This window comes from Azospirillum sp. B2RO_4 (assembly GCF_051124815.1).
Lineage (GTDB): Bacteria > Pseudomonadota > Alphaproteobacteria > Azospirillales > Azospirillaceae > Azospirillum.
The window spans coordinates 88,837-112,910 of record NZ_CP118486.1 but is presented as its reverse complement, the minus strand read 5'-3'; the positions used below and the strand labels follow the sequence as shown (position 1 = coordinate 112,910).

Annotated in this window: 23 protein-coding genes and 1 pseudogene; 13 read left to right on the top strand and 11 right to left on the bottom strand. The window is 67.1% G+C overall.

Translation table 11 applies throughout. The features are described 5' to 3' along the window. Positions 1-25 precede the first annotated feature (25 nt). Genes PWS46_RS14545 through PWS46_RS14520 form a run of 6 tightly spaced genes read left to right on the top strand, consistent with a single transcriptional unit; the run spans position 26 to position 5,523 of the window. Entirely contained in the window at positions 26-835 is an 810-nt protein-coding gene (locus PWS46_RS14545; protein WP_434621360.1) for an enoyl-CoA hydratase/isomerase family protein, read from the top strand. Positions 836-893: 58 nt separating this feature from the next. After that, positions 894-2,078: an ABC transporter substrate-binding protein gene (locus PWS46_RS14540; protein WP_434621357.1), complete on the top strand. Its 1,185-nt coding sequence runs from the start codon at positions 894-896 to the stop codon at positions 2,076-2,078. A gap of 26 nt (positions 2,079-2,104) precedes the next feature. Beyond that, on the top strand, positions 2,105-2,998 hold the full coding sequence (locus tag PWS46_RS14535; protein ID WP_434621354.1) for a branched-chain amino acid ABC transporter permease: 894 nt from the start codon (positions 2,105-2,107) through the stop codon (positions 2,996-2,998). Then, positions 2,991-4,031 carry a branched-chain amino acid ABC transporter permease gene (locus tag PWS46_RS14530; RefSeq protein ID WP_434621351.1) on the top strand — a complete coding sequence of 347 codons (1,041 nt, stop codon included), beginning with the start codon at positions 2,991-2,993 and terminating at the stop codon, positions 4,029-4,031. Before PWS46_RS14535 ends, PWS46_RS14530 begins: the two co-directional genes overlap by 8 nt. Then, positions 4,028-4,810 (top strand): ABC transporter ATP-binding protein, encoded by a 783-nt coding sequence (locus PWS46_RS14525; RefSeq protein ID WP_434621348.1) that lies wholly within the window; start codon positions 4,028-4,030, stop codon positions 4,808-4,810. Before PWS46_RS14530 ends, PWS46_RS14525 begins: the two co-directional genes overlap by 4 nt. Before the next feature lie 5 nt (positions 4,811-4,815). Continuing rightward, positions 4,816-5,523 (top strand): ABC transporter ATP-binding protein, encoded by a 708-nt coding sequence (locus PWS46_RS14520; protein WP_434621345.1) that lies wholly within the window; start codon positions 4,816-4,818, stop codon positions 5,521-5,523. Positions 5,524-5,833: 310 nt separating this feature from the next. On the opposite strand, the gene PWS46_RS14515 is transcribed toward PWS46_RS14520, so the two are convergent. After that, entirely contained in the window at positions 5,834-6,910 is a 1,077-nt protein-coding gene (locus PWS46_RS14515; protein ID WP_434621342.1) for an alpha/beta fold hydrolase, read from the bottom strand. Between the two features lie 185 nt (positions 6,911-7,095). After that, a complete protein-coding gene (locus tag PWS46_RS14510) occupies positions 7,096-8,694 on the bottom strand; it encodes an ABC-F family ATP-binding cassette domain-containing protein (RefSeq protein ID WP_434621339.1) in 1,599 nt (532 codons plus the stop codon). Between the two features lie 172 nt (positions 8,695-8,866). On the opposite strand from PWS46_RS14510, the gene PWS46_RS14505 reads away from it, so the two are divergent. After that, complete coding sequence (locus PWS46_RS14505; protein ID WP_434621336.1) at positions 8,867-9,472, top strand: TetR/AcrR family transcriptional regulator; 606 nt, start codon at positions 8,867-8,869, stop codon at positions 9,470-9,472. Here the strand turns inward: PWS46_RS14505 and PWS46_RS14500 are convergent. Beyond that, on the bottom strand, positions 9,447-9,731 hold the full coding sequence (locus tag PWS46_RS14500) for a response regulator (RefSeq protein WP_434621333.1): 285 nt from the start codon (positions 9,729-9,731) through the stop codon (positions 9,447-9,449). The two genes, PWS46_RS14505 and PWS46_RS14500, sit on opposite strands and share 26 nt — an antisense overlap. A 365-nt stretch (positions 9,732-10,096) precedes the next feature. Between PWS46_RS14500 and PWS46_RS14495 the strand changes: the two genes are divergently transcribed. Continuing rightward, entirely contained in the window at positions 10,097-11,863 is a 1,767-nt protein-coding gene (locus PWS46_RS14495) for a cytochrome c biogenesis protein DipZ (protein ID WP_434621330.1), read from the top strand. 42 nt (positions 11,864-11,905) lie between these two features. Here PWS46_RS14495 and PWS46_RS14490 read toward each other — a convergent pair whose 3' ends face one another. Next, positions 11,906-12,412, bottom strand: a complete 507-nt coding sequence (locus PWS46_RS14490) for a MarR family winged helix-turn-helix transcriptional regulator (RefSeq protein ID WP_434621327.1) — start codon at positions 12,410-12,412, stop codon at positions 11,906-11,908. A gap of 128 nt (positions 12,413-12,540) precedes the next feature. Between PWS46_RS14490 and PWS46_RS14485 the strand changes: the two genes are divergently transcribed. Beyond that, positions 12,541-12,732, top strand: coding sequence for a hypothetical protein (locus PWS46_RS14485; protein ID WP_434622057.1), 192 nt, complete (start codon positions 12,541-12,543; stop codon positions 12,730-12,732). 130 nt (positions 12,733-12,862) lie between these two features. Here the strand turns inward: PWS46_RS14485 and PWS46_RS14480 are convergent. The 7 genes and pseudogenes from PWS46_RS14480 to PWS46_RS14450 form a co-directional block, all read right to left on the bottom strand. After that, positions 12,863-12,976 (bottom strand): annotated as a pseudogene (locus tag PWS46_RS14480) (helix-turn-helix domain-containing protein); the annotation flags it as partial. A gap of 65 nt (positions 12,977-13,041) precedes the next feature. Continuing rightward, the gene (locus PWS46_RS14475; RefSeq protein WP_434621324.1) at positions 13,042-14,424 is read right to left on the bottom strand and encodes an L-serine ammonia-lyase; all 1,383 of its coding nucleotides are present in this window, start codon (positions 14,422-14,424) and stop codon (positions 13,042-13,044) included. A 218-nt stretch (positions 14,425-14,642) separates the two neighbouring features. Next, positions 14,643-15,917 (bottom strand): serine hydroxymethyltransferase, encoded by a 1,275-nt coding sequence (gene glyA / locus PWS46_RS14470; RefSeq protein WP_434621321.1) that lies wholly within the window; start codon positions 15,915-15,917, stop codon positions 14,643-14,645. 15 nt (positions 15,918-15,932) lie between these two features. Continuing rightward, complete coding sequence (locus PWS46_RS14465; protein WP_434621318.1) at positions 15,933-16,487, bottom strand: sarcosine oxidase subunit gamma; 555 nt, start codon at positions 16,485-16,487, stop codon at positions 15,933-15,935. An 11-nt stretch (positions 16,488-16,498) separates the two neighbouring features. Then, positions 16,499-19,495, bottom strand: coding sequence for a sarcosine oxidase subunit alpha (locus PWS46_RS14460; protein ID WP_434621315.1), 2,997 nt, complete (start codon positions 19,493-19,495; stop codon positions 16,499-16,501). Then, positions 19,492-19,815, bottom strand: coding sequence for a sarcosine oxidase subunit delta (locus tag PWS46_RS14455; protein WP_085082214.1), 324 nt, complete (start codon positions 19,813-19,815; stop codon positions 19,492-19,494). Before PWS46_RS14455 ends, PWS46_RS14460 begins: the two co-directional genes overlap by 4 nt. Before the next feature lie 10 nt (positions 19,816-19,825). Continuing rightward, complete coding sequence (locus tag PWS46_RS14450; RefSeq protein ID WP_085082212.1) at positions 19,826-21,079, bottom strand: sarcosine oxidase subunit beta family protein; 1,254 nt, start codon at positions 21,077-21,079, stop codon at positions 19,826-19,828. Between the two features lie 114 nt (positions 21,080-21,193). On the opposite strand from PWS46_RS14450, the gene PWS46_RS14445 reads away from it, so the two are divergent. The 4 genes from PWS46_RS14445 to PWS46_RS14430 all read left to right on the top strand — a co-directional run bounded on the left by PWS46_RS14445 (position 21,194) and on the right by PWS46_RS14430 (position 24,072). Further along, positions 21,194-22,237: a GlxA family transcriptional regulator gene (locus tag PWS46_RS14445; RefSeq protein WP_434621311.1), complete on the top strand. Its 1,044-nt coding sequence runs from the start codon at positions 21,194-21,196 to the stop codon at positions 22,235-22,237. Between the two features lie 194 nt (positions 22,238-22,431). Beyond that, entirely contained in the window at positions 22,432-22,962 is a 531-nt protein-coding gene (locus tag PWS46_RS14440; RefSeq protein ID WP_434621308.1) for a YbaK/EbsC family protein, read from the top strand. Positions 22,963-22,996: 34 nt separating this feature from the next. After that, a complete protein-coding gene (gene purU, locus PWS46_RS14435) occupies positions 22,997-23,860 on the top strand; it encodes a formyltetrahydrofolate deformylase (RefSeq protein ID WP_434621305.1) in 864 nt (287 codons plus the stop codon). Between the two features lie 29 nt (positions 23,861-23,889). Then, entirely contained in the window at positions 23,890-24,072 is a 183-nt protein-coding gene (locus PWS46_RS14430; RefSeq protein ID WP_434621302.1) for a hypothetical protein, read from the top strand. Positions 24,073-24,074: the final 2 nt, after the last annotated feature.

Below are 24,074 nucleotides of genomic sequence, written 5' to 3'. Positions count from 1 at the left end.
GCCTTCATCCATGGAGTTTCCGACCGTGACCCCCTACCGTTTCGACAGCACCGACCGCCTGCTCGCCGACCTCGACGGCTTCCGCGTGGAGATCGACGAGGCCAAGGAACGCGCCGACATCGTGCTGCACCGTCCGCCCTTCAACATCGTCAGCATGCTCCAGCGCGACCAGTTCGCCGCGGTGTTCGCGGCACTGGACCGTGATCCCAAGGTGCGGGTGATCGTCCTGCGCGCCGAGGGCGAGAATTTCTCGTCCGGGGGGAACATCGCCGGCTTCATGGAGAAGTCGGCGGAGCATGTGTCGGAGCTGGCGGTCAACATCGCCGCCCCGGAACGTTGCCGCAAGCCGGTGATCGCCCAGGTTCGCGGCTATTGCTTCGGCGTCGGCTTCGAGCTGTCGCTGGCCTGCGATTTCCGCATCGTTTCGGAAACCGCGCAGTTCGCCCTGCCGGAGATGCGCATCGGCATGATCCCCGGCTCCGGCGGCTCGGCCCGCCTGCTGCACATGATCGGCATCTGCCGGACCAAGGACATGGTGATGCGGGCCAAGCGCATCCCCGGCCGTCAGGCCGCCGACTGGGGCTTCGTCACCGACTGCGTCGCCGATGCCGAACTGGAAGCGACCGTCGCCGCCCTGGTCGATGAACTGCGCGGCTTCTCGCCGCTGGCCCAGCGGACCATCAAGGGCGTGCTGAACAGCGGCAACAACGTCTCGGTCAACGGCGCCATCGAGATCGAGGGGCAGGCCTATGGCCGCCTGCGCGGCTCGGAGGATTTCAAGGAAGGCGTCGCCTCCTTCCACGAGAAGCGCAAGCCGGTCTTCACGGGCGTCTGACCGACGCCTCCAAGCATGGGCAACAAAACATGGACAGCATAGGGAGGAACCAAAAATCATGACCAAGACCACGCTTCTCGGCACCGCCGCGCTCGTCCTGCTCGGGCTCACCGGGGTCGCGTCCGCCGCCGAACCGATCCGCATCGGGGTGGTGACCCCGCTGTCGGGCACCTACGCGCCGATCGGCCAGCAGGTCCGCTGGGGCCTGGAACTGGCGACGAAGGAGGTCAACGCCGCCGGCGGCATCATGGGGCGCCAAATCGAACTGCTGTTCGAGGACGAGGAGGCCAATCCCGCCGTCGCCACCCAGAAGGCGGAAAAGCTGTTCCAGGTCAACAAGGTCGATTTCCTGACCGGCACCGTCAATTCCGGCTCCACCCTGGCCGTCGGCCAGCTTGCCGAGCGCAACGGCCGGCTTATCGCCACCACCGTCTCCTTTTCCGATGCCATCACCACCGACAAATGCTCTCCCAACGTCTTCCGGGTGAACGCCCGGGCGGGGCAGCAGTCGGCGGCGCTGGCGGAATGGCTGGCCAAGGACAAGCCGAAGGCCAAGGTCTATTATCTCGGACCCGACTACGAAATGGGCCGATCCACCGTCGCGGCCTTCAAGTCGGCGGCGGAGAAGACCGGCGCGCAATCGACCGGCGAGGTCTTCGCGCCGCTGGGCAGCAAGGATTACTCGCAGTATTTCGGCCAGCTCCGTGCCGCGCGGCCCAGCGTGCTCTACACCTCCACCGCCGGAAACGACACCGTCCGGCTGCTGACGCAGATGAGCGAATACGGGCTGCTGCGCAACCTGACCATCGTCGGCGCGTCGGGCACCGTCACCGCCCAGAACATCGGCGCCATCGGCAAGGCGGCCGACGGATTCGTCACCGGGGTCGGTTATTCGGCGGAACTCCCCACGCCCGAGAACAAAGCCTTCGTCGCCGCCTTCCGCAAGGCCTACGACACCGCACCCGACCTCTACGGCGCCGACAGCTACGGCCTGATCGGCTTCTTCAAGGCGGCGGTGGAGAAGGCCGGCGGCACCGACACCGAGGCGCTGCGCAAGGCGATGGAAGGGTTGAGCTGGAGCACGCCGCAGGGCACCAAGACCATGCGGGCCGGAGACCATCAGGCGGTCCAGGACATGTACGCCGTGCGCATCTCGTCGGACGGCACCAACAACCGCTTCGACGTGGTCGGCACCGTTCCGGGCGAGAAGGCCATCGGGCCGGACCTCTGCACCCGCTTCTGAGGAACGCGTCCAAGGAGCCGATGGCCATGGCCGATCTCATCGACTATCTGCAATTCGTCCTGGCGCCGCAGGCGCTGAACGGTCTTTCGCTCGGGGTTGCCGTCGTCCTGATGGCGCTGGGCCTGACCATCATCTTCGGGCTGCTGGACGTCATCAACATGGCCCATGGCGAGTTCTACGCCATGGGCGCATTCCTGTCCCTGACCCTGGCCGGACTGGGTGTCGGGTTCTGGGCGCTGCTGGTTCTGGTGCCGCTGCTGATGCTGCCCATCGGCTGGCTGGCCGAGCGCTGGCTGATCGCCCGGGTCTTCCACAGCCGCGACCGCCACATCCTGACCCTGCTGCTGACCTTCGGGCTGGGGATGATCCTGGAAGATCTGCTGAAACTGGTCTACGGCCCCAACACCCTGCGGCCCGAGAACCCGATCGAGGGCGGCACCGAGATCCTCGGCATGTTCCTGCCGAACTACCGGCTGTTCCTGATCGGCTTCGGCCTCGCGCTGATCGCCGCGGTCTGGCTGGTGGTCTTCCGCACCGGGCTGGGCGCCATGGTGCGGGCGGCGGCCTTCGACAAGGACATGGCCTCGTCGCTGGGCGTGCCGGTGCGCCGGGTCTATGCCGGCACCTTCGCCTTCGGGGTGGCGCTGGCCGGGCTGGCCGGCGTGCTGCTGGCGCCGATCTATTCGGTGTTCCCAACCATGGGGCGCGACTTCATCCTGATGGCCTTCACCGTGGTGATCGTCGGCGGCATGGGGTCGATCCAGGGGGCGGTGATCGCCGGCCTGTTGCTGACCCAGGTGCAGGCGCTGTCCAGCCTCTACATCTCGCCGGTTTGGTCCGACCCGCTGGTGTTCGGGATCATGGTGCTGGTGCTGATGGTCCGGCCGCAGGGCCTGTTCGGGAGGCTGGGACATGCCTGAGGCCACGCTGCGCACCCTCTCCGACCCCGGCCGCGCCGGGCCGGTTTCCCGGCTTTCCCGTCTGGCCCCGGTCCATTGGCTGGCGCTGGCCTTCCTGGCGGCGGCGCTCGGCTTCGCCGCCGTCGCCTGGGCGACCGGCAACGGATTCTACCTGCGTCTGGCGACCGAGGCGCTGATCTTCGCCGGGCTGGCGATGAGCGTCGACCTGCTGCTCGGCTATACCGGGCTGCTGTCGCTGGGGCAGGCGTTGTATTTCGGGCTTGGCGCCTATGTCTCGGCACTCGTCCTGCGCGACGTCGCCCCCAGCTTCTGGCTGGCGATGGGAGCCGCCTTGCTGGCGGGAAGCGTGGCGGGCCTGATCGGCGGCGTCATCGCCAACCGGGTGAAGGGCGTCTATTTCGCCCTCATCACCTTCGGGCTGGCCCAGGTCGCCGCCAAGACCGTCTACAACACCCGCGCGCTGGGCGCGTCGGACGGGCTGATCGGCATCCCGCAGATCCAGGTGGGCTTCGGGCCGCTCAGCCTCGACACCGCCGATCCGCTGTCCTTCTTCCTGCTGGTGCTGGCCCTGACCGTGGCGGCCTATGCCGGGCTGGCCTATCTGATGGACGCGCCGTTCGGGCGGACGCTGGCCGCCATCCGCGCCAATGAGAAGCGGGTGCCGTTCCTGGGCTTCAATGCCTGGCAGTACAAGCTGGCGGTCTATGTGCTGGCGGCCTGCGTCGCCGCGCTGGCGGGAGCGCTCTACCCAATGCTGCGGGGATTCGTCTCGCCCGAGTTGATGTTCTTCGAGACCTCCGGCAACGCCGTGATCACCGTCATTGTCGGCGGCGTTGGCACGCTGGTCGGGCCGGTGGTGAGCAGTCTGCTGCTGACCGCCCTGCGCTCCGTCGTCGGATCCTGGACCGAGCATCACCTGATCGTCGTGGGGATCATCTTCATGCTGTCCGTCATCTTCCTGCGCAAGGGGCTGGTGGGCGCCCTGCTGGCCCGTTTGAGCCGTCGCGGTGAACAGGGGAGGGCGACACCATGATGGCCACCCCCCTTAAGATCGCGCAGGCCGGCGCAGGCGGTGCCTGCACACTGAGCGTGCGCGACCTGTCGGTGAATTTCGGCGGGCTGCAGGCGGTGGCGGGCGTCGGATTCGAGGCCGCCGCCGGACGGATCACCTCCGTGATCGGGCCCAACGGGGCGGGCAAGAGCACGCTGTTCAACCTGATCAGCGGCGCCATCCGACCCACCGGCGGCCGGGTGACCCTGGGCGGCGCCGACGTTACCGGGCGCTCCCCCGACCGGCTGCTCGCCGCCGGACTGGCGCGGTCCTTCCAGATCACCAACCTGTTCTTCGAGCTGCCGGTGCTGGAAAACCTGCGGATCGCCGCGCAGGTGCTGGAGCGGCCCTGGTACGCGCTGCGACCGGTCGGCCACAGCCGCCGGGCGCTGGCCAAGGCCGAGGCGCTGCTGGAGCGTTTCGGCCTGTCGGCCAAGGCGCGGGAGCTTGCCGGCAATCTCTCCCACGGCGAACAGCGGCGGCTGGAGATCGCGGTGGCGCTGGCCGCCGAACCGCGGGTGCTGCTGCTGGACGAGCCGACCCAGGGCATGAGCCACGGCGACACGGCGGACACCGGCGCGCTGATCCGCTCGCTGGCCGGCGACCTGACCGTGCTGCTGATCGAACACGACATCGGGCTGGTGATGAGCCTGTCGGACCATGTCGTCGTGATGGCCCAGGGTCGGAAGATTGCCGAGGGGCCGCCTGCCGCGGTGCGCGCCGATCCCGCCGTACAGGCCGCCTATTTCGGACACGGGTGACACCCATGCTTTCCATCGAGAATCTGCACACGCATTACGGCCTCAGCCACGTCCTGCAAGGGGTGTCCCTGCAGGCCGGACCGGGCGAGGTGGTCGGGCTGTTCGGCCGCAATGGCGTCGGCAAGACCACCATCCTGAAATCCATCGCCGGCTGGGTACCGGCCAGTTCCGGCGCGATCCGTTTTGACGGCGTCGATCTGGCCGGGCGGACGCCCGACGCGATCGCCCGCCTCGGGCTCGGGCTGGTGCCGGAGGATCGCCGGATCTTTCCAGGCCTCAGCGTCGAGGAAAATCTGCGGCTGGGTCTGCGCCAATGTCCCGGGCGCGCGCGCCGGGAGAATGAACAGGCGATCGGAAATGCCTTCGCCCGCTTTCCCCGTTTGGCCGAGCGGCGGCGGCAGCTTGGCACCACCCTGTCCGGCGGCGAGCAGCAGATGCTGGCGATTGCCCGCGTGATGGTGGGGACCGCCAGGCTGCTGCTGATCGACGAGCCGACGGAAGGGCTGGCGCCGATGATCGTCGACGAGATCTTCGCGATCATCACGGAGCTGAAGCGCGCGGGATTGACCATCCTGCTGGTGGAGCAGAACATCCACCGCGCGCTTAACGTCGCCGACCGCTTCTATGCGGTGGAACGGGGTCGCATCACGCTGCATGGCGAAGCGGCCGTGCCCGCCGACCGCGCTCGGCTGATGGAGATGGTCGCGGTGTGATCCGGCGGTCTGGGTACGTTGTCCCGTCTTCCGGTCCTGGGACTGGGCCCGAGGCGCGGGGTTGGCACCGTCACGGGAACGGTGCCGGCTCGCCGATTGTGACATTTTCCTCCTCGAATTGCGCCGCTCTCGCTTGCCCGCCATCAGTTCCCGCCTGCTGTTATCCAGCATGCAATCTGGCTCTATCTCCGGTTCACGCCGAGCCACATCAGGCCGGAACGGCGCTTCTCGCGCAGCCCCCCATGGGCGTTTGCGTTTGCGTTATCGACATCCCACCGGAAGGCCCATGCCCTTTGCGATCAAGTCCCGGTCAGGCTTTGCCGACGTCCAACACAGCCTGGGCGAAGGCCTTCGGCGCCTCCTGCGGCAGGTTGTGACCGATGCCGCCGGTGATCAGCCGATGCTCGTACCGGCCGGTGAACTTCGCACGGTACATGTCCGGTGAGGGGTGCGGCGCGCCATTGGCGTCGCCTTCCATGGTGATCGTCGGAACCTCGATGGTCGGGAAGGCCGCCAGCGCCCGTTCAAGCGCGTCATACTGCGCTTCCCCGTCCGCAAGGCCGAGCCGCCAGCGGTAGTTGTGGATGCTGATGTCGACATGGTCCGGATTGTCGAGGGAGGCCGCGGACCGTTCGAACGTCGCATCGTCGAATGCCCAGTTGGGAGAGGCGAGTTGCCAGATGAGCCGGGCGAAGTCGTGCGTATACTTCGCGTAGCCGGCCCGCCCGCGGTCGGTCGCGAAGTAATACTGATACCACCATTGCAACTCCGCCTTGGGAGGCAGCGGCGCCCGGTTGAGGTCCTGACTGCCGATCAGATAGCCGCTCACCGAAACCATGCCCTTGCAGCGTTCCGGCCAGAGTGCGGCCATGATGTTTGCCGTCCTGGCGCCCCAATCATAGCCGGCGAGTATCGCGCTCTGAATTTTCAGCGCATCCATCAGGGCGATCATGTCGGCGGCGATGGCCGCCTGCTGGCCGTTGCGCGGCGTTGCGGCGGACAGGAAGCGCGTCGTGCCGTAACCGCGCAGATGGGGAACGATGACGCGGTAGCCGGCCGCCGCCAGGATGGGGGCCACCTCCACATAGCTGTGGATGTCATAGGGCCAGCCGTGGAGGAGGAGAACCACCGGCCCGTCGGCGGGACCATCCTCGGCGTAGCCGATGTTGAGCGGTCCGGCATCGATCTGCTTCAGCGATTTGAATCCGGTGGGCGAGGGAGAGCCTGCCGTCGGCCGGGCCGCGGGTGGTTCCGCTGCCTGCGCCCGTCCCATTCCCAGCCCGAGGCTGGCCGCCGCCGCTGCGAGAGTGGCCGCGCCGATGAAGCGCCGCCGCCCGTGGTCGACCAGGGCCGTGCCGACGGCCTCCGTCTTTATGTCCTGTGCCATCGATTTCTCCTTTGATGCGTTCATTCCGGGCTGCAACATCCAATGCCGATGTATCCCCCGCATGTCGGGCCAAGGGGCATGGTGAAAGCGTCTGTATCGTCCGGCCCATCGGATACAGCGGGATACAAAGTCCCGACGGGGATGACCGTGCCGGTCCCGTTCCGGATCGACGATGCCGGCAGAGGCTAAGCGCTCCCGCCTCCCCGTGGGCCGAGGCTCAGCTGCCGGCCGATGCCGATGTTGGTCATGAAGGTCTCGTCATGGCTGACCAGCAGGATGGCGCCGTCATAGGATCTCAGCCCCGCCTCCATGGCTTCGACCGATTCGATGTCCAGGTGGTTGGTCGGCTCGTCGAGGATCAGCAGCGCCGGTGGCCGCGATCCGCCCAGCGTGCAGGCGAGGCCGGCGCGCAGCATCTGTCCGCCGCTCAGCGTTCCCACCTGTTGCAGGGCTGCGTCCGCCCGGAACAGGAAGCGGGCGAGTGCCGCCCGGCAGGCGTTGTCGGTGGCACCGGGATTGAGGCGCCGGAAGTTGTCGAGGATCGACGCATCGGGGTCGAGGATGCCGACACGCTGGTCGAGCATGGCGAAGTCGACGGCGACCGACACCGTTCCCCGGATCGGGGCGATTCCGCCGGCGATCAGCGTCAGCAGCGTCGTCTTGCCCGATCCGTTCGGTCCGACGATGGCGACCCGTTCCGGCCCCTCCATGGTGAAGGAGAAATCGCGGATGATCGGATGGTCCGGGTCGTGGCCGGCGGTGACGTCGTCCAGCCGCAGGACGGTCCTGTTGGCCGGTAGCCCGGTGGGCGGCAGCGCCACCGAGAGGTCCTGCAGGATCTCGATGCGGGACCGCGCCGATGCGACTGCAGCCTGGGCCTCAGCCTGCTGGCGGTCGGCCAGTTTGGAACCGGCCCCCCGGCTGGCCTCGGCATTGCTCTTTCGTGCGCCCAGCAGGATGCGGGGCATGTCACCTTGCGCTGCCTTCCGTAACCCGGCCGCATCGCGCCGGTCCTGCCGTTCCGCCGCGCGTTGCGCGTTGCGCCGGACCTCGTTCGCCTGCTTTTCCGCGTGGGCCAGATCCTGTTGTGCGGCTTCCAGTTCCGTCGCCTTGCGTGCGCGATAGTGCGTCCAGTTGCCGCCATAGCGGGTGGCGCCCAGCGAGGTCAATTCGACGATGGCGTCCATCCGGTCGAGTAGCTCGCGGTCGTGGCTGACCACGATCGCTCCGGCCCGCCAGCCGGCGAGGAGGGCGTTCACTGCTTCGCGGCCGGAACGGTCGAGGTTGTTGGTCGGCTCGTCCAGCAACAGGAAATCCGGTGCGGCGAAGATCGCCGCCGCAAGGCTGGCGCGCGTCCGCTGGCCGCCCGAAAGTTCCGTCAACCGGGTGTCGGGACCGGCATCGAGACCGACGCGGGCCAAGGCGGCGGTGATGCGCTCCGCCAGTGTCCAGTCGGCGTCCGCGAGTTCTTCAACGCTTGCCGTCCCGGCCTCGGCGCGGCGCAGGAGGGCGAGTGCCCCGGTCACGCCGAACAGATCGGCCACCGTTTCCCGCTCTCCGGGTCGGACCGTCTGCTTCAGCAGGCCAAGCGTGCCGGTGACCCGGACGCTGCCGGCAAGCGGCTGAAGCTCTCCTGCGATGAGTTTCAGCACGGTTGTCTTGCCGACGCCGTTCCGCCCGACAAGGCCGGTGCGCTCTTGCCCGAAATTCAGGTCGACACCAGTCAGGACACTGTGGCCGTCAGGCGTCGCCCAACCGATCCGGGACAGGGAGATTGATGCCATGCGTTGCCCCTTGTTGGAGTCAGAATATCGGCACGCAATCGTGCTGATATCAGATGGCGATGGAAAACGCAACGGAGCTGTGCTGTTTTGCTGGCGGATGGAGAGCGGAAGGGACGTGAACATGGACGCCGGTGGGCGCAAGCCAGGGGGACGGCCGACCAGAGAACAGGCCGTGGCGATCGATGCGCGCATCCTCGACGGCGCCAGGGCCGTCTTCTGCCGCAAGGGCGTCGCCAACAGCGGTTTGGAGGAGATTGCGGCAGAACTCGGTGTGTCCAAGCACACGCTTTACCGCCGTTACCCCAACAAGGCCGCCCTTCTTGAGGCCGTGGTCGGGCGTGACGTCTTACGGTTCCGCGATGCCCTGCTGTCCGCCGCTGCCGGCGGGGAGGGGGAGGGAGCGCTCGACGCCCTGCGGCGCGCCGCGTTCCGTTATGTCGAGATCGGGTCGTCGCGCGACTACGCCGCCTTCTATCTTTCCGTCAGCGCTGAGGCAGCGGTTTCGCCGGTTCTCCGGGAACGGCTGGCGAGTTGGTCGCGTGATGCCTTGGAACCGCTGGTCGGATGCGTCGCTGCCGCCCAAGGCGCGGACGAACTACGGCCCGGCGATCCGGATTCGGTCTGCGGGGTCCTGGTCGACCTGCTGGAGGGCGTCAACAACCGGCTGCGGCTTGGGAATGATGGGCTTGGCAACGACAGGGCGGCGGACGCGCCGTCCCTCTTGCGGCTGTTCGAAGAGCGCTGGGCGGTCTTCACCATCGCCTTCGCAAGCAGCTAGCGCCCCCCGTCAGCCGAGCGTCACCTCGGCACAGAGGCCGCCCGGCGCGAAGCTCCCGGCACAGCACCAGCCCGTCGTCGCCCGGCATCATGATGTCGATCACGATGAGGTCCACCCGGTCGCGCTCCAGGAACGACCGCATCTGCCGTCCGTCGGCGGCGATGGTCACGCGCCGGCCGTTCCGCTTCAGACGGCCGGACACCAGTTCCCTGATGTCGCGGTCGTCGTCGACGATCAGGACGTGGTCGATGTGAGCCATTCGGTCGAATCCCGCTGCTGTTCGGCGGTCTTTTGACGGGTGAAGCGCTGCCCGCGTCCGGCGGTTTGTGTCGGTCTGTATCCGTCCTATCGGCTGATACATGCCGGTACACAAATCTCCCTGCCGCGAGCCGGCATCCGCATCGTTCCGTCTGGACAACCTGCCTTCCGGTAGTGTACTTATCAAAATAATCATTATGATGCAAACTATATGAAGGTATCGCCCCATGGCCCCGTGCAAAGTTCCCGTCGCCGCCCTGATCGTCGAGGCGGCCGAGGCGGTCTCCCAACGACTTCCCAAGTGATCTCCCAATGAATTGCGGGCCGGGCGTCAACCCGTGCCCGGCCTTTCGAAAGGGTTCAGCCATGATCCTCTTTCTTGTCTCCTTCCTGGCGGGCGTCCTGACCATCGTCAGTCCCTGCAGCCTGCCGGTCGTGCCCTTCGTCTTTTCCCGGGCGGGGCAGCCGCTGTTCCGCGGCATCCTGCCGATGCTGTTCGGCATGGTGGCCAGCTTCGCCGGTGTCGCCACGCTGTCCGCTGTCGGCGGAAGTTGGGCGGTGGAGGCGAATGGAGCCGGGCGGGCCGCCGCCATCGCGCTGATGGCCGTGTTCGGATGGACGCTCCTGTCGCCGCGCGCCGCGGCAGTGCTCAGCCGTCCGCTGGTCGCCGCCGGCAACCGGCTGTCCGGTCGGGCCGGTGTCGCCGGATCGCTTCTGCTGGGCGTCGCCACCGGCCTGCTCTGGACACCGTGCGCCGGGCCGATCCTCGGGCTGGTCCTGACCGGTGCGGCGCTTCATGGCGCCAGCCTGCAAACCACGCTGCTGCTGGCCGCCTATGCGGCGGGTGCCGCAACCTCCCTGACGCTCGCCCTTCTGGCCGGCGGCCGGGTGCTGGCGGCGATGAAGCGGTCGCTCGGCGTTGGGGAGCGCCTGCGCCAGGGACTGGGCATCGCCGTTCTTGCCGGTGTCGGCGTCATCGCCTTGGGGCTCGACACCGGGCTGCTGGCCCGGCTGTCCTATGCCGGCACAACGGGAGTCGAACAATCGCTGATCGACAGGTTTGCCCCTGCCTCCACTCCTGCGGCTTCCGGAACCTCGGGTGCGCCGGAGACGTCCGGCACGGGTCTGGTGCTCGCCGATGCCCGGCGGGTCTATCGCAGCAGCCTGCCGGTCGAGGGACTTCTCCCGTCCTTGGACGGCGCGACGGACTGGCTGAACTCAAAGCCGCTCAGTACAGAGGAACTGCGGGGAAAGGTCGTCCTGATCGATTTCTGGACCTACTCCTGCATCAACTGCATCCGCACGCTGCCGTACCTGCGGGCATGGGCGGAGAAGTACCGGGACCAGGGGCTGGTGGTGGTCGGCGTCCATGCCCCGGAATTCGCCTTTGAAAAGCGGATCGGAAACGTGCAGGCGGCGTTGCGGGATTTCGCCATCACCTACCCGGTGGCGATCGACAATGACTTCCGGATCTGGCGGGCGTTCGGCAACAGCTATTGGCCGGCCTTTTATATCGCCGACGCCACGGGCCGGATCCGCCATCATCAGTTCGGCGAGGGCGGGTACGAGCAGACCGAACGGGTCATCCAGGATTTGCTGGCAGAGGCCGCCGGACATCGGGACGAGGAGGGAAGGCTGGTCAGCCCGGCAGGGCAGGGCGCGCAGGCGCCCGCCGACCTCGACGACATCCGCTCCGGCGAAACCTATGTCGGCTATCGGCAGGCTACGAACTTTGCCTCGCCGGAGCGGGACGGCATCGACCGGCCGCAGGACTATACGGTCGGTGCGCTGCGGCTCAATCGCTGGGGGCTCTCCGGCAACTGGACGCTCGGGGCCGAGCAGGCCCGGCTGAACCGGGCGGGCGGGGCGATCGTCTACCGCTTCCGGGCGCGCGACCTGCACCTCATCCTTGGTCCCGCCCAGGATGGCAGGCCGGTCCGTTTCCAGGTCTTGGTCGACGGCATGGCACCGGGGCCGGATCACGGAACGGACACGGACGCCGAGGGCTACGGCACCGTTACGGAAACCAAACTCTATCAGCTGGTGCGACAGGCGGGCGCTGTGCGGGAACGGACGTTCGAGGTGCGTTTTCTCGATCCCGGCGTCGACGCCTACGCCTTCACCTTCGGCTGAGGAGAGGCCTTCATGGCGTCGACCCTCAGCATCCGATCTCTTTCACTTGCCGGCCTGCCGGAGGTTGTCGCGCAGTCGGGCGACCGCTCTCTGGAGCGCGCGGAACTCGTCTGGCGGAAGTCCGGAGGCCTTCACCGTCATCTCGCCGAAGCCAAAGCCCTTCTCGCGAAGTTGCCGGCCGGCCTCCGTCAGAGAGACGCGCACGCTGCGTTCATCCTCGTCGTCACGTGTCCGCGTGACAAAGCCCATCGACTCCAGCCTTTGCAGCATCGGCGTCATGGTGCTGGGTTCGAGGAACAACGTCTCGCTGAGGCTCTTGACGGTCTGCCGATCCTCCTCCCACAGGGCGATGATGGTGATGTACTGGGGATAGGTGACGCCAAGCTGCTCCAGCACCGGCTTGTAGACCCGCGAATAGGCGAGGTTGGCCGAATAGATCGTGAAGCACATGAAATCCGCCAGCATGGCGGTTTGCGACCTCCCGGCCGGCTCAGTGGCCGGCGTGTCGGAGGTGGGGGCGGCGGGTGTGCTGGCGGTCTTGCGGCTCATGTCGTCACCGGGAAATCGGTTGTTCTGATCGCCATCGCGGCACCCGCTCGGTCCAAGCGGCCGGTGCAGGGCGGCGATGTAATTACGATCATAATGTTTATCACACATCCACTGTCGGAGACAGCGCAATGCGTGTCCTTCTTACGCTGGCGGCGGCCATCGGGCTCGCCGCCGCCCCCTGCGCCTGGGACGACGATCCCCACCAGGCGCCCTCCATCCTGGTGCTGCTCTCGCGGCCGCAGCCCCTTCCTTCTTCTGCCACCGCTCTTCCGCACCGGCCCACCGAAGCGTCGGTGCCGGCGACCACTCCCCACCAGTGAGGACCAGTATATGAAGTTGTTCGAAGACCGGATCTCGTCGGCCGTCGCCCGTGTGCTGATCGCGCTGGACCTGAAGGGGGTGGAGGTCGACAGCGTTCCGATCTCCATTCTCGGTGCCCGAAACCGAGCCGCGCCGGATTTCCCGGTGGATGGTCTGCCGGTGACGGCCCAAAGCCTCGGCGATCACCGTCACCGGCAACTTGGCGTCATAGAACCTACCCGCCATGCCACTAAAAAAACACATAAGGCGTATTATGGAAATGATTCATGGTTGAGCATGCGACATCGCATATGGAGCAACTCCGGACATCAGCACTCCGGCAGATTGACCGCGAGTCCGCCCAGGCTGGTTTCCTTGAACTTGCTGCTCATTTCCTCGCCGGTCTGCCGCATCGCCTGGATGCAGTTGTCCAGCGGCATGAAATGCTGGCCGTCGCCGCGCAGAGCCAGGGATGCCGCGGCCACCGCCTTGGTGGCGCCGATGGCGTTGCGTTCGATGCACGGCACCTGCACCAGCCCGGCGACCGGGTCGCAGGTCATGCCGAGGTGATGTTCGAGCGCGATTTCCGCCGCATTCTCAACCTGCTCCGGCGTTCCGCCCAGAACGGCGCAAAGACCGGCGGCGGCCATGGCGGCGGCGGACCCGACCTCGCCCTGGCAACCGGCCTCGGCGCCCGAGATCGAGGCGTTGTGCTTGATCAGGCCGCCGATCGCCGCGGCGGTCAGCAGGAAATCGGCGACCTTGGCCGGTTCGGCCCCGGCGCAATGGTCGAGGTAATAGCGGATCACCGCCGGCACGACGCCGGCCGCCCCGTTGGTCGGCGCCGTCACCACCTTGCCGCCGGCCGCATTCTCCTCGTTGACCGCCATCGCATAGACGCTCAGCCAGTCGTAAGCGACATGCGGCAGGCTGGAATTGACGCCGCGCTCCCGCAACAGCTGCTGGTGGATGGCCTTCGCCCGCCGCTTCACCTTCAGGCTGCCCGGAAGCTGGCCGTCCAGGCTCAGGCCCCGTTCGATGCAGCCGTTCATCACCGCCCAGATGCGGTCCAGGCGCTCGTCCAGCTCCGGCCCGGAGTGATGCACCAGCTCGTTGGCGCGCTTCATGGCAGCAATCGACAGGCCGCTTTCCCTGGCCATGCGCAGCATGGTGGAGGCGCGCTCGAAGGGATAGGGCCAACCGGCGCTCTCCTCGCGCGATGCGGTCGGGGCCGCTTCGCGCTCGGCCGCCGTGACGACGAAACCGCCACCGATGGAATAGAAGGTTTCGGACAGCAGAACCGTCCCCTGCCCGTCCAGCGCTTCGAAGACCAGCCCGTTGGCGTGGCCCGGCAGCGCCGGCCCGAAGTCGAACACCACGTCGGCCTCAGGATCGAAGGCCAGGGCCGGCAGGCCCGGAGGCGTCAGCGTCCGCCCGTTGTAAAGCTCGGCGACGCGGCGGTCGGCCTCGTCGACGTCCAGATTGTCCGGCCGGTAGCCGAGCAGGCCGAGCACGGCCGCCCGATCCGTCGCATGGCCCTTGCCGGTGAAGGCGAGCGACCCGTGCAGCCGGACGCGGACGGCGGCAGGCGTCGTCCCGGTCCATTCCCGCAGCATGGCGAGGAACCGCACCGCGGCGGTCATCGGCCCCATCGTGTGCGACGAGGACGGGCCGATGCCGATCTTGAACACATCGAATACGCTGAGGAACATCGGGCACCTCGTCAAAGTTTGTGAGTTTTTGGAAGCTCTTTTCGGCCGTCATCCCCGCGAAGGCGGGGATCCAGGCGGCTCCACGTCTAAGCTATTCAAACGGTTGGATTCCCGCCTTCGCGGGAATGACGGCCGAGAGATGCTCATGATGAGATCCGGTGCGATGCGGTTCAAATTTGAAGCGTCTCTCTGCAGGACCCACAAAAACTCACAAACTCTCAAGCGTAGATCGGGAAGCGCTCGCACAGTTCCCGGACCACGCCATGCACCCGCTTCTCGACCTCGGGGTTGCCGTCCGGGCCGGCTTCGGCCAGGGCGTCGACCACGGTCAGGATCAGCTCGCCGATGCGTGCGAACTCCTCCTCGCCGAAGCCGCGGGTGGTGCCCGCCGCGGTGCCGAGGCGAATGCCGGAGGTCACCGCCGGTTTTTCCGGATCGAACGGGATGGAGTTCTTGTTGCAGGTCAGACCGGCCCGTTCCAGAGCGCGCTCGGCGTCGCGGCCCTTGACGCCCTTCGGCCGCAGATCGACCAGCACCATGTGGCAGTCGGTGCCGCCGGAGACGATGTCCAGCCCGCCCTTCACCAGCGTTTCGGACAGCACCTTGGCGTTGCTCACCACCTGTCCGGCATAGGCCTTGAACTCCGGCGTCAGCGCCTCGCCGAAGGCGACCGCCTTGGCGGCGATGACATGCATCAGCGGGCCGCCCTGGTTGCCGGGGAACACCGCCGAATTGAACTTCTTCGCCAGCGCCTCGTCATTGGTCAGGATCATGCCGCCGCGAGGGCCGCGCAGGGTCTTGTGCGTGGTGGTGGTCACCACATGGGCGTGCGGCAGCGGGTCCGGGTAATGGCCGGTGGCGACCAGCCCGGCGTAATGGGCCATGTCCACCATCAGATAGGCGCCGATCTCGTCGGCGATGCGGCGGAACTCGGCGAAGTCGATCACCCGCGGATAGGCCGAGGCGCCGGCGACGATCAGCTTCGGCTTGGTTTCCAGCGCCTTGGCCCGCAGCGCTTCATAATCGATCCGCTGATCGGTCTCGCGCACCTCATAGCTGACGATATCGAACCACTTGCCCGACATCGTCACCGGCGAGCCGTGGGTCAGATGGCCGCCATGGGCCAGCGACATGCCCATCACCCGGTCGCCCGGCTGCAGCAGGGCGAGGAACACCGCCTGGTTGGCCTGGGCGCCCGAATGCGGCTGGACATTGACGAAGCCGGCGCCGAACAGCGTCTTGGCGCGGTCGATGGCGATGGTCTCGACCTCATCGACGAACTGGCAGCCGCCGTAATAGCGGCGGCCCGGATAGCCTTCGGCGTACTTGTTGGTGAGAACGGACCCCTGCGCGGCCAGCACGTCCGCCGAGACGATGTTTTCCGAGGCGATCAGCTCGATCTCGTACTTCTGGCGATGCAGTTCGCGGTCGATGGCCGCCGCGATCGCGGTGTCGGCGAGATCGGGCTTCGGCAGGGACTGGTGACGGTTCATGTGAGGTTCTCCCGATCAAATGCCGAGCGCGATTTCGCGGCTGACGGCTTGCAGCAGGCCCCAGACATGGTCGGCGAAAGAGCGCCAGACCTCGATCCGGAAGCGGTTCTTGTCCTCGCGGATCAGGACGATCTGCGCCTTGTCGAAGATGGTGCGGCAGCCGCTGCCGACCGGCATCGCCTCGACGTCGAAGGCGATGGCCGAGCGGAGCGCGAGCGCCGCCGCCTCCCCTTCCACCAGGATGCCGACCTCGCGATGGCCGATGTCGACCAGGCTGTGCGTCTCCTGCAGGGCGGCGAAGGCCTCGGCGATGGCGTCGCTCTCGGCGACCGGCGCCAGCAGCACCCACTCGTCGGGGCCGAGCTGCAGCGCGGTCCGTCCGCCATTCTCCACCATCCCGCCGATGCGGGTGGGAAGCGGCGTGCCGAAGGCGGCCCCGGCCGACTGCGCGGATGCCGGATCGATGCGCAGGCTGAAGCGGGCCACGTCCTCGGCGGCGCGGATGCTCAGCCGGCTTGCAGTGTCGCCGGGGATGGTCTTGCCCAGCAACGGGTGATTGGCCAGAAGCATGGGTAGGCCTCCTATGCGCTGAGACGCTTGTTCTCGGGATCGACGAACACCATGCCGGTGATGGTCGCGGAATGGACCTTGTCCGGCATCGGCACATGCACGGTCTGGCCCTGCAGCGACCGGCCGCCCTGGATCACCGCAAAGGCGATGGACCGCCCCAGCTCGGCGCTCCAGTAGGACGAGGTCACATGGCCGACCATGTCCATCGGCACCGGCTGGTTGGGGTCGAGGACGATCTGCGCCCCCTCCTCCAGCACCGTCTTCGGATCGCTGGTCAGCAGGCCGACCAGCTGCTTGCGGTCCTTCGCCAACATGTCGGGACGCGACAGCGACCGCTTGCCGACGAAGTCCGGCTTGGTCTTGCCGACCGCCCAGGACAGGCCGGCGTCGTCCGGCGTCAGCGTGCCGTCCGTGTCCTGCCCGACGATGATGTAGCCCTTCTCGGCGCGCAGGACGTGCATCGTCTCGGTGCCGTAGGGGGTGATGCCGAAGCGCTGCCCGGCCTCGAACAGCTTCTCCCACACCGCGCGGCCGTAGCGGGCCGGCACGTTGATCTCGAAGCCGAGTTCGCCGGTGAAGGAGACGCGGAACAGCCGGGTCGGCACGCCGCAGATCTTGCCGGTCGCCACCGCCATGTGCGGGAAGGCGCCCTCCGACAGGTCGATGCCCTCGACGAACGGTTCGATCAGCTTGCGGGCGTTCGGACCTTGCAGCGCGATCACCGACCACTGCTCGGTGGTCGAGGTCAGCCAGACCTTCAGGTCCGGCCATTCGGTCTGCAGGTAATCCTCCATCATGCCCAGCACGCGCGCGGCGCCACCGGTGGTGGTGGTGACGTGGAAGCGGTCATGGGCCAGACGCCCGATCACGCCGTCGTCGCGGATGAAGCCGTCCTCGCCCAGCAGCAGGCCGTAGCGGCAGCGTCCGGGCGCCAGCTTGGTCCAGGCGTTGGTGTACATGCGGTTCATGAATTCGGCGGCGTCTGGACCGACGATCTCGATCTTGCCGAGGGTGGAGGCGTCGAACATGCCGACCGACGAGCGCACCGCCTTGCATTCGCGCGCAACCGCCGTGTGCATGTCCTCGCCGACCTGCGGGAAGTACCAGGCGCGGCGCCACAGCGACACCGGCTCGAACACCGCGCCGTTCTCCTCGGCCCAGCCGTCGATCGGCGTCTTGCGCGTCACGTCGAACAGCTCGCCCTTGTTGTAGCCGGCGAAGGTGCCGAAGGTGGTCGGGGTGTAGGGCGGGCGGAAGGTGGTCAGGCCGACGGCCGGGATCGGCCGCTTCAGCGCATCCGACGCGACGGCCAGGCCGTTGATGTTGGACAGCTTGCCCTGGTCGGTCGCCATGCCGTTGGTGGTGTAGCGCTTGATGTGCTCGATCGACTTGAAGCCTTCGCGCACGGCCAGCCGGATGTCCTTGGCCATCACGTCGTTCTGGAAATCGACGAAGGCCTTGGCATGGCCCGGATCGCGGTCGGTCGGCAGCTCGCGACCGGTCACCCCGGTGAAGGACAGCTCGCCCTCCACATGGTAGGACGCCGGCTCGGTGCCGAACCCGGCATCGGCTGCCGCCGCGGCGCCGGCCGCCGCCCCGTCCTCGAAGGCGGCCTTCAGCCCGAAGCGGCCCTTGCCGGCACCGGCCAGACGGCATTCCTCCTTGCCACGGCCGGGCAGGAACATCTGACCGTCCTCGTTCCAGGTCAGCGAACCCTGGGTGTGCGAGAACAGATGGACGCTCGGCGTCCAGCCGCCCGACATCAGCAGGGCGTCGCAGGCGATGGTCTCCGCGCCCCCGACCTTGCCGCCCGTCACCGGATTGACCCGCACCGACGAGACGCGCAGGCGACCCTTGGTGCCGGTGACGGTCCAGCCGATCTTCGTCTTGATGCGCAGCGCGTCGGCGGCGGCAACCAGCTGGGTCGGCACGGTGTCGCGGACATCGACGATGGCGGCGACTTCGACCCCAGCCTTGGCCAGATCGAAGGCGGCATGCCAGGCGCTGTCATGGCTGGTGACGACGACGACCCGGTTGCCGACCTTGACGCCGTAGCGGTTCAGATAGGTCCGAGCGGCGCCGGCCATCATCACGCCCGGCCGGTCGTTGCCGGCGAACACCAGCGGCTTCTCGATGGCGCCCTGGGCCAGCACGACCTGCTTCGCCCGCACCTTCCACATCCGTTCGCGCGGCGCGCCTTCCGGCACGATGGCGAGATGATCGGTCAGACGCTGGCACAGGCCGACGAAATTCTGGTGGTAGTAGCCGATGGCCGTGGTGCGCGGCAGCACGGTGACGTTCGGCATCGCCGCCAGCGCGGCGTTGGCGTCCTCCAGCCAGTCCCAGGCCAGCTGCCCGTTGATTTCGGCCGTGGGCTCCGACAGCAGCGAGCCGCCAAGCTCCGTCTGCTCGTCGCACAGGATGACCGAGGCGCCGCTGCGCCCGGCTTCCAGCGCGGCGGCGAGACCGGCGGCGCCGCCGCCGACGACCAGAACGTCGCAATGGGCGAAGCGGCTGGCATAGACGTCGGGGTCGGGAGCGGTCGGCGGCTTGCCCAGGCCGGCGGCACTGCGGATGAACGGCTCGTAGACCTTGTTCCAGAAGCTCTTCGGCCACATGAAGGTCTTGTAGTAGAAGCCGGCCGAAAACAACATGTAGAGCCCGTCGTTCACCGCGCCGATGTCGCGGGTCAGCGACGGCCAGCGGTTCTGGCTCTCGGTCTTCAGCCCTTCGAAGACCTCCAGCACGGTCGCCCGCGTGTTCGGTTCGAACCGGCCGTTGCCGCGGTCGGTGCCGACCAGCGCGTTCGGCTCCTCCGACCCGGCGGTCAGGAAGCCGCGTGGCCGGTGGTACTTGAAGGAGCGGCCGACGAGATGAACGCCGTTGGCCAGGAGAGCGGACGCCAGGGTGTCGCCCTCGTAACCGGTGTAGTCCACGCCGTCGAAGGAGAAGCGGACCTGACGGCTGCGGTTGACCCTGCCCTTGCCTGCAATGCGGAAATTGCTCATGGACGTGCTTCCTTGACGCTGGAGGCGGCCAGCGCGATCTCCTCGTCGCTCGGACGCGGAGCCCCCGCCTTGTAGGTCATGGCGAATTTGTCGGTCACGGTGTCACGCACCGCGTTGAAGAAGCGGCCGCAGCCGTGCATGTGGCGCCAGCGTTCGAAATGCCGGCCGCGCGGGTTGGTGCGGATGAACAGGAAGTCACGCCATTCGTCGTCCGACAGGGCGGAGGGGTCCGCCGGGCGGGCGATGTGCGCCTCGCCAGCATAGGTGAACTCCAGCTCCGGGCGCTCGGCTTCGCAATATGGGCAGCGGATGAGCAGCATGGTCGTTTCCTCAATGCGCGACGGCGGCGGCGGCGGCCTCGTCGATCAGCCGGCCGGTCTTGAAGCGTTCCAGCGTGAAGGGCGCGTTGATCGGGTGCGGCTCGTCACGGGCGATAGTGTGGGCGAAGACGTTGGCCGAGCCCGGCGTCGCCTTGAAGCCGCCGGTCCCCCAGCCGCAATTGACGTAGAGACCCGGCACCGGCGTCTTGGCGATGATCGGCGAGCGGTCGGGCGTGACGTCGACGATGCCGCCCCATTTGCGCAGCATGCGCATGCGGTTGAAGATCGGGAACACCTCGCAGATAGCGGCGACCGTGTGTTCGATCAGCGGCAGACCGCCGCGCTGGCTGTAGGAAGTGTACTGGTCGGTGCCCGAGCCGATCACCAGCTCGCCCTTGTCGGACTGGCTGATGTAGGCATGCACGGTGTTGGACATCACCACGCAGGGGAAGGCCGGCTTCACCGGCTCCGACACCAGCGCCTGCAGCGGATAGCTTTCCAGCGGCAGCCGGACGCCGGCGGTGTCCATCACCACAGAGGTGTTGCCGGCCGCAGACACCGCGACCTTCTTGGCCTTGATGAAGCCGCGCGCCGTTTCAACGCCGGTGACCCGGCCGGAGGCGTCGCGGCGGATCGCCGTCACCGGGCAGTTCTGGATGATGTCGACCCCGCGCGCCGAGGCGGCGCGAGCATAGCCCCAGGCGACCGCGTCGTGGCGGGCGGTGCCGCCGCGCCGCTGCAGCGCAGCACCCATCACCGGATAGCGGGCGTTGGCGGCGATGTTCAGCGGCGGGCAATATTCCTTGGCCTGCTCCGGCGTCAGCCACTCGTTGTCGATGCCGTTCAGGCGGTTGGAATGGATGTGCCGCTTGAAGCTCTGAACGTCGTGCACCGTGTGCGCCAGCATCATCACGCCGCGCTGCGAGAACATGACGTTGTAGTTCAGCTCCTGGCTCAGCCCTTCCCACAGCTTCACCGCATGCTCGTAGAGCCGGGCGCTTTCGTCGTACAGGTAGTTGGAGCGGATGATGGTGGTGTTGCGGCCGGTGTTGCCGCCGCCGAGCCAGCCCTTCTCCACCACCGCGACATTGGTGATGCCGTGTTCCTTGGCGAGGTAATAGGCCGCCCCCAGACCATGCCCGCCCGCGCCGACGATCACGACGTCATATTCGGCTTTCGGCTCCGCATCGGGCCATTGAGGCTGCCAGTTCTTGTTGCCGGTCAGCGCGTTCGTCAAAAGCGAGGAGAATGAGAAGCGGGTCATGGCAGCACCGCGAAGTTCAACGTGCTGACAGTATCGGGAAGCGACCCTTTGTTGGACAGGACGGATGCGTCAGTTTAATGTCACCCATGCGACGCTGCATCCGTCGGAGGTCACATGACGAACAATACTGGGGCCGGTGGAATCGCGGCAGGCGGCATCAGGACGAACGCCTCCGGGGCCAGCCGGTTCCCGAACCGCCCAGCGGCGCCGCGCCTGTCCGTCGGTTTCATCCTGGCCCACCGCTTCACGCTGTGCGCCTTCGCGAATTTCGTCGACGTGCTGAGGCTCGCCGCCGACGAGGGCGACCGCAGCCGGCCGATCCTGTGCGAGTGGGCGGTGCTGTCGGACCAGATGCGGCCGGTGGCGTCCAGCTGCGGCATGCTGGTCCAGCCGACCGAGCGGCTGGGCGATCCGGCGAAGTTCGACTACATCGTCGTCATCGGCGGGCTGATTGACGAGATCTCCAACCTCAGCCCCGACTACATCCGCTATCTGCGTCAGGCGGCGGCATCGAAGATCCCGCTGGTGGGTGTCTGCACCGGCGCCTTCATCCTGCAGCGGGCCGGGCTGATGGACGGCTACCGCTGCTGCATCAGCTGGTTCCACCATGCCGATTTCCTGGAGCAGTTCGACGGCATCATGCCGGTGTCCGACCAGATCTTCATCGTGGACCGCGACCGTCTGACCTGCTCGGGCGGCACCAGCTCCGCCCATCTCGCGGCATATCTCGTCGAAAAGCATGTCGGCCGCGCCCAGGCGCGCAAGAGCCTGCACATCATGATCATCGACGACGCGCTGCGCGGGGAGAAGCCTCAGCCCGGCATCCCGCTCGACTTCTCAACCAACGACGAGGTGGTGCGGAAGGCGTTGCTGCTGATGCAGCAGAACATCGACGTACCCTTGTCGGTGGCGGAGATGGCGCGCCGGCTGGGAGCGGCCCGGCGCCAGATGGAGCGGCATTTCCAGAATGCGCTGGGAATGACGCCGACCGAGGCCTACCGGATCATGCGGCTGGAACATGCCGAATTCCTGCTGCGCAACACCGAGCAGTCGGTGACGGAGATCGCCGCGGCCGTCGGTTTCTGCGATTCCTCGCACTTCGTCCGCGCCTTCAAGGAACGCCGCGGCATGACGCCGTCCGTCTTCCGCAAGGGTTGAGGCTTTTCCCTCCTGCAAAGCCACGAGGGCGGTTTCATGCAATGCCGGTGACGCACCCGTACAATCGGCGGGTGGATCCCTTCGCCATGCTGCGTCCAACGGAAAGGTCGGGAGCGCAACCATCCACGGTGCCCTCGACCCGCACAGCGGCAATCCGCTCTCCATGGCTTGCCGGACCCACAAGGATGGCGAAAATGCTCGACGAAACCGACACCATGCAGATGCACTGGCGTGAAGCCGGCATTCCCGAAGACCTGTGCCGGGAACTCGCACTCGCATCGATGCCGATGCGCCTGCACGCCCATCCGCCGGTGCGCACCGTCGCCGACGCCGAAGAGCATTGGCGCAGCGTTCCCGGCGTGCACACCAAGAACCTGCTTCTGAAGGACGCCAAGGGCGTTCTGTGGCTGGTCGTGCTGCCGCACGATCAGTCGGTGAACATGAAGGAACTGGCCCCGGTCATCGGCTCGGCCAAGCTGTCCTTCGCCTCCCCTGTCACGCTGGAGCAGGTGCTGTCGATCGAGCCGGGCGGCGTCAGCCCGCTGGCCCTGGTGGCGGACAAGGAGCGCCGCGTCCGTCTGGTGCTGGAGCGCCGCGTTCTGGCCGGCGACACCGTCAATTTCCACCCGATGACCAACCGCGCAACGCTGTCGATGCACCCCGACGACCTGTCGGCCTTCCTCGCCCGGCTCGGCTACGAACCGACGCTCGTCGACCTCGCCTGAGCCCTCCGGCCTTCCCTCCCGCGCGAGACCTGCGATGCGTCAGACTCACAACCCGTTCTACGTGACCGTCAGTTGCCCGAGCCGGCCGGGGATCATCGCGGCCGTTTCGACCTACCTGTCGGAGCGCGGCTGCGACATCATCGAAAGCGCGCAGTTCGTCGATCACGACGGCGAGCACTTCTTCCTGCGGATGGCCTTCGACGCCCCCGAAGCGATCCGCAGCGAAGCCGTTCTGATCGAAGAGCTGCAGCCCATCGTGAACCGCTTCGCGATGACCCTGACGGTGCGGGACGCGCGGCGGCGGCCGAAAATCCTCATCATGGTGTCGAAGTTCGGCCATTGCCTGAACGACCTGCTGTACCGCCACAGCATCGGCGCGCTGCCGGTCGACATCGTCGGCGTCGTGTCGAACCACGACGACTTCAAGTCGCTGGTCGAATCGCACGGCATCACCTTCCACCATCTTCCGGTCTCGGCCGGCACCAAGCGGGACCAGGAAATCCGCCTGATGGAGATCGTGGAGGCGAACGAGGTCGAACTGGTCGTCCTCGCCCGCTACATGCAGGTGCTGTCGCAGGATCTGTGCACGCGGATGGCCGGGCGGATCATCAACATCCATCACAGCTTCCTGCCCAGCTTCAAGGGCGCCAAGCCCTATCACCAGGCCTACAAACGCGGCGTGAAGCTGATCGGCGCCACGGCGCATTACGTCACCGACGATCTCGACGAAGGGCCGATCATCGAGCAGGAAGTGGCGCGCGTCGACCATTCCATGTCGCCCGACGATCTGGTCGCCATCGGCCGCGATGTCGAAAGCGTCGTGCTGGCCCGCGCCATCCGCCTGCACATCGAAGCGCGCGTCATGGTCCACGACCACAGGGCAATCGTGCTGCGCTGACCAGCCCTCCAAAGGAGTCCATGGACATCATGCAACTCATCGACGAAAAGGCCACCCAGGCGGTTCACCGGGCCTTTGCATCGGGCGGTCTGGCCGCGGCGGTGCAGGAACTCCGCCGGCATGTCGTCATCGAAGACGAACGCATGGCGCTGGCCACCATCGAAGCCTTCCTCGCATCCTCCCGGAACGACGCCGCACCGCCGAAGGGCTAGAC

What these genes read in the sequence shown, in the direction of transcription:
- glyA (WP_434621321.1), bottom strand. Translation starts at nt 15,917, where the DNA reads ATGAACCGTCACCAGTCCCTGCCGAAGCCCGATCTCGCCGACACCGCG.
- PWS46_RS14525 (WP_434621348.1), top strand. Translation starts at nt 4,028, where the DNA reads ATGATGGCCACCCCCCTTAAGATCGCGCAGGCCGGCGCAGGCGGTGCC.
- PWS46_RS14510 (WP_434621339.1), bottom strand. Translation starts at nt 8,694, where the DNA reads ATGGCATCAATCTCCCTGTCCCGGATCGGTTGGGCGACGCCTGACGGC.
- PWS46_RS14490 (WP_434621327.1), bottom strand. Translation starts at nt 12,412, where the DNA reads ATGAGCCGCAAGACCGCCAGCACACCCGCCGCCCCCACCTCCGACACG.
- PWS46_RS14460 (WP_434621315.1), bottom strand. Translation starts at nt 19,495, where the DNA reads ATGAGCAATTTCCGCATTGCAGGCAAGGGCAGGGTCAACCGCAGCCGT.
- PWS46_RS14515 (WP_434621342.1), bottom strand. Translation starts at nt 6,910, where the DNA reads ATGGCACAGGACATAAAGACGGAGGCCGTCGGCACGGCCCTGGTCGAC.
- PWS46_RS14540 (WP_434621357.1), top strand. Translation starts at nt 894, where the DNA reads ATGACCAAGACCACGCTTCTCGGCACCGCCGCGCTCGTCCTGCTCGGG.
- PWS46_RS14520 (WP_434621345.1), top strand. Translation starts at nt 4,816, where the DNA reads ATGCTTTCCATCGAGAATCTGCACACGCATTACGGCCTCAGCCACGTC.
- purU (WP_434621305.1), top strand. Translation starts at nt 22,997, where the DNA reads ATGCGTCAGACTCACAACCCGTTCTACGTGACCGTCAGTTGCCCGAGC.
- PWS46_RS14455 (WP_085082214.1), bottom strand. Translation starts at nt 19,815, where the DNA reads ATGCTGCTCATCCGCTGCCCATATTGCGAAGCCGAGCGCCCGGAGCTG.
- PWS46_RS14445 (WP_434621311.1), top strand. Translation starts at nt 21,194, where the DNA reads ATGACGAACAATACTGGGGCCGGTGGAATCGCGGCAGGCGGCATCAGG.
- PWS46_RS14530 (WP_434621351.1), top strand. Translation starts at nt 2,991, where the DNA reads ATGCCTGAGGCCACGCTGCGCACCCTCTCCGACCCCGGCCGCGCCGGG.
- PWS46_RS14485 (WP_434622057.1), top strand. Translation starts at nt 12,541, where the DNA reads ATGCGTGTCCTTCTTACGCTGGCGGCGGCCATCGGGCTCGCCGCCGCC.
- PWS46_RS14535 (WP_434621354.1), top strand. Translation starts at nt 2,105, where the DNA reads ATGGCCGATCTCATCGACTATCTGCAATTCGTCCTGGCGCCGCAGGCG.
- PWS46_RS14450 (WP_085082212.1), bottom strand. Translation starts at nt 21,079, where the DNA reads ATGACCCGCTTCTCATTCTCCTCGCTTTTGACGAACGCGCTGACCGGC.
- PWS46_RS14475 (WP_434621324.1), bottom strand. Translation starts at nt 14,424, where the DNA reads ATGTTCCTCAGCGTATTCGATGTGTTCAAGATCGGCATCGGCCCGTCC.
- PWS46_RS14495 (WP_434621330.1), top strand. Translation starts at nt 10,097, where the DNA reads ATGATCCTCTTTCTTGTCTCCTTCCTGGCGGGCGTCCTGACCATCGTC.
- PWS46_RS14465 (WP_434621318.1), bottom strand. Translation starts at nt 16,487, where the DNA reads ATGCTTCTGGCCAATCACCCGTTGCTGGGCAAGACCATCCCCGGCGAC.
- PWS46_RS14430 (WP_434621302.1), top strand. Translation starts at nt 23,890, where the DNA reads ATGCAACTCATCGACGAAAAGGCCACCCAGGCGGTTCACCGGGCCTTT.
- PWS46_RS14440 (WP_434621308.1), top strand. Translation starts at nt 22,432, where the DNA reads ATGCTCGACGAAACCGACACCATGCAGATGCACTGGCGTGAAGCCGGC.
- PWS46_RS14500 (WP_434621333.1), bottom strand. Translation starts at nt 9,731, where the DNA reads ATGGCTCACATCGACCACGTCCTGATCGTCGACGACGACCGCGACATC.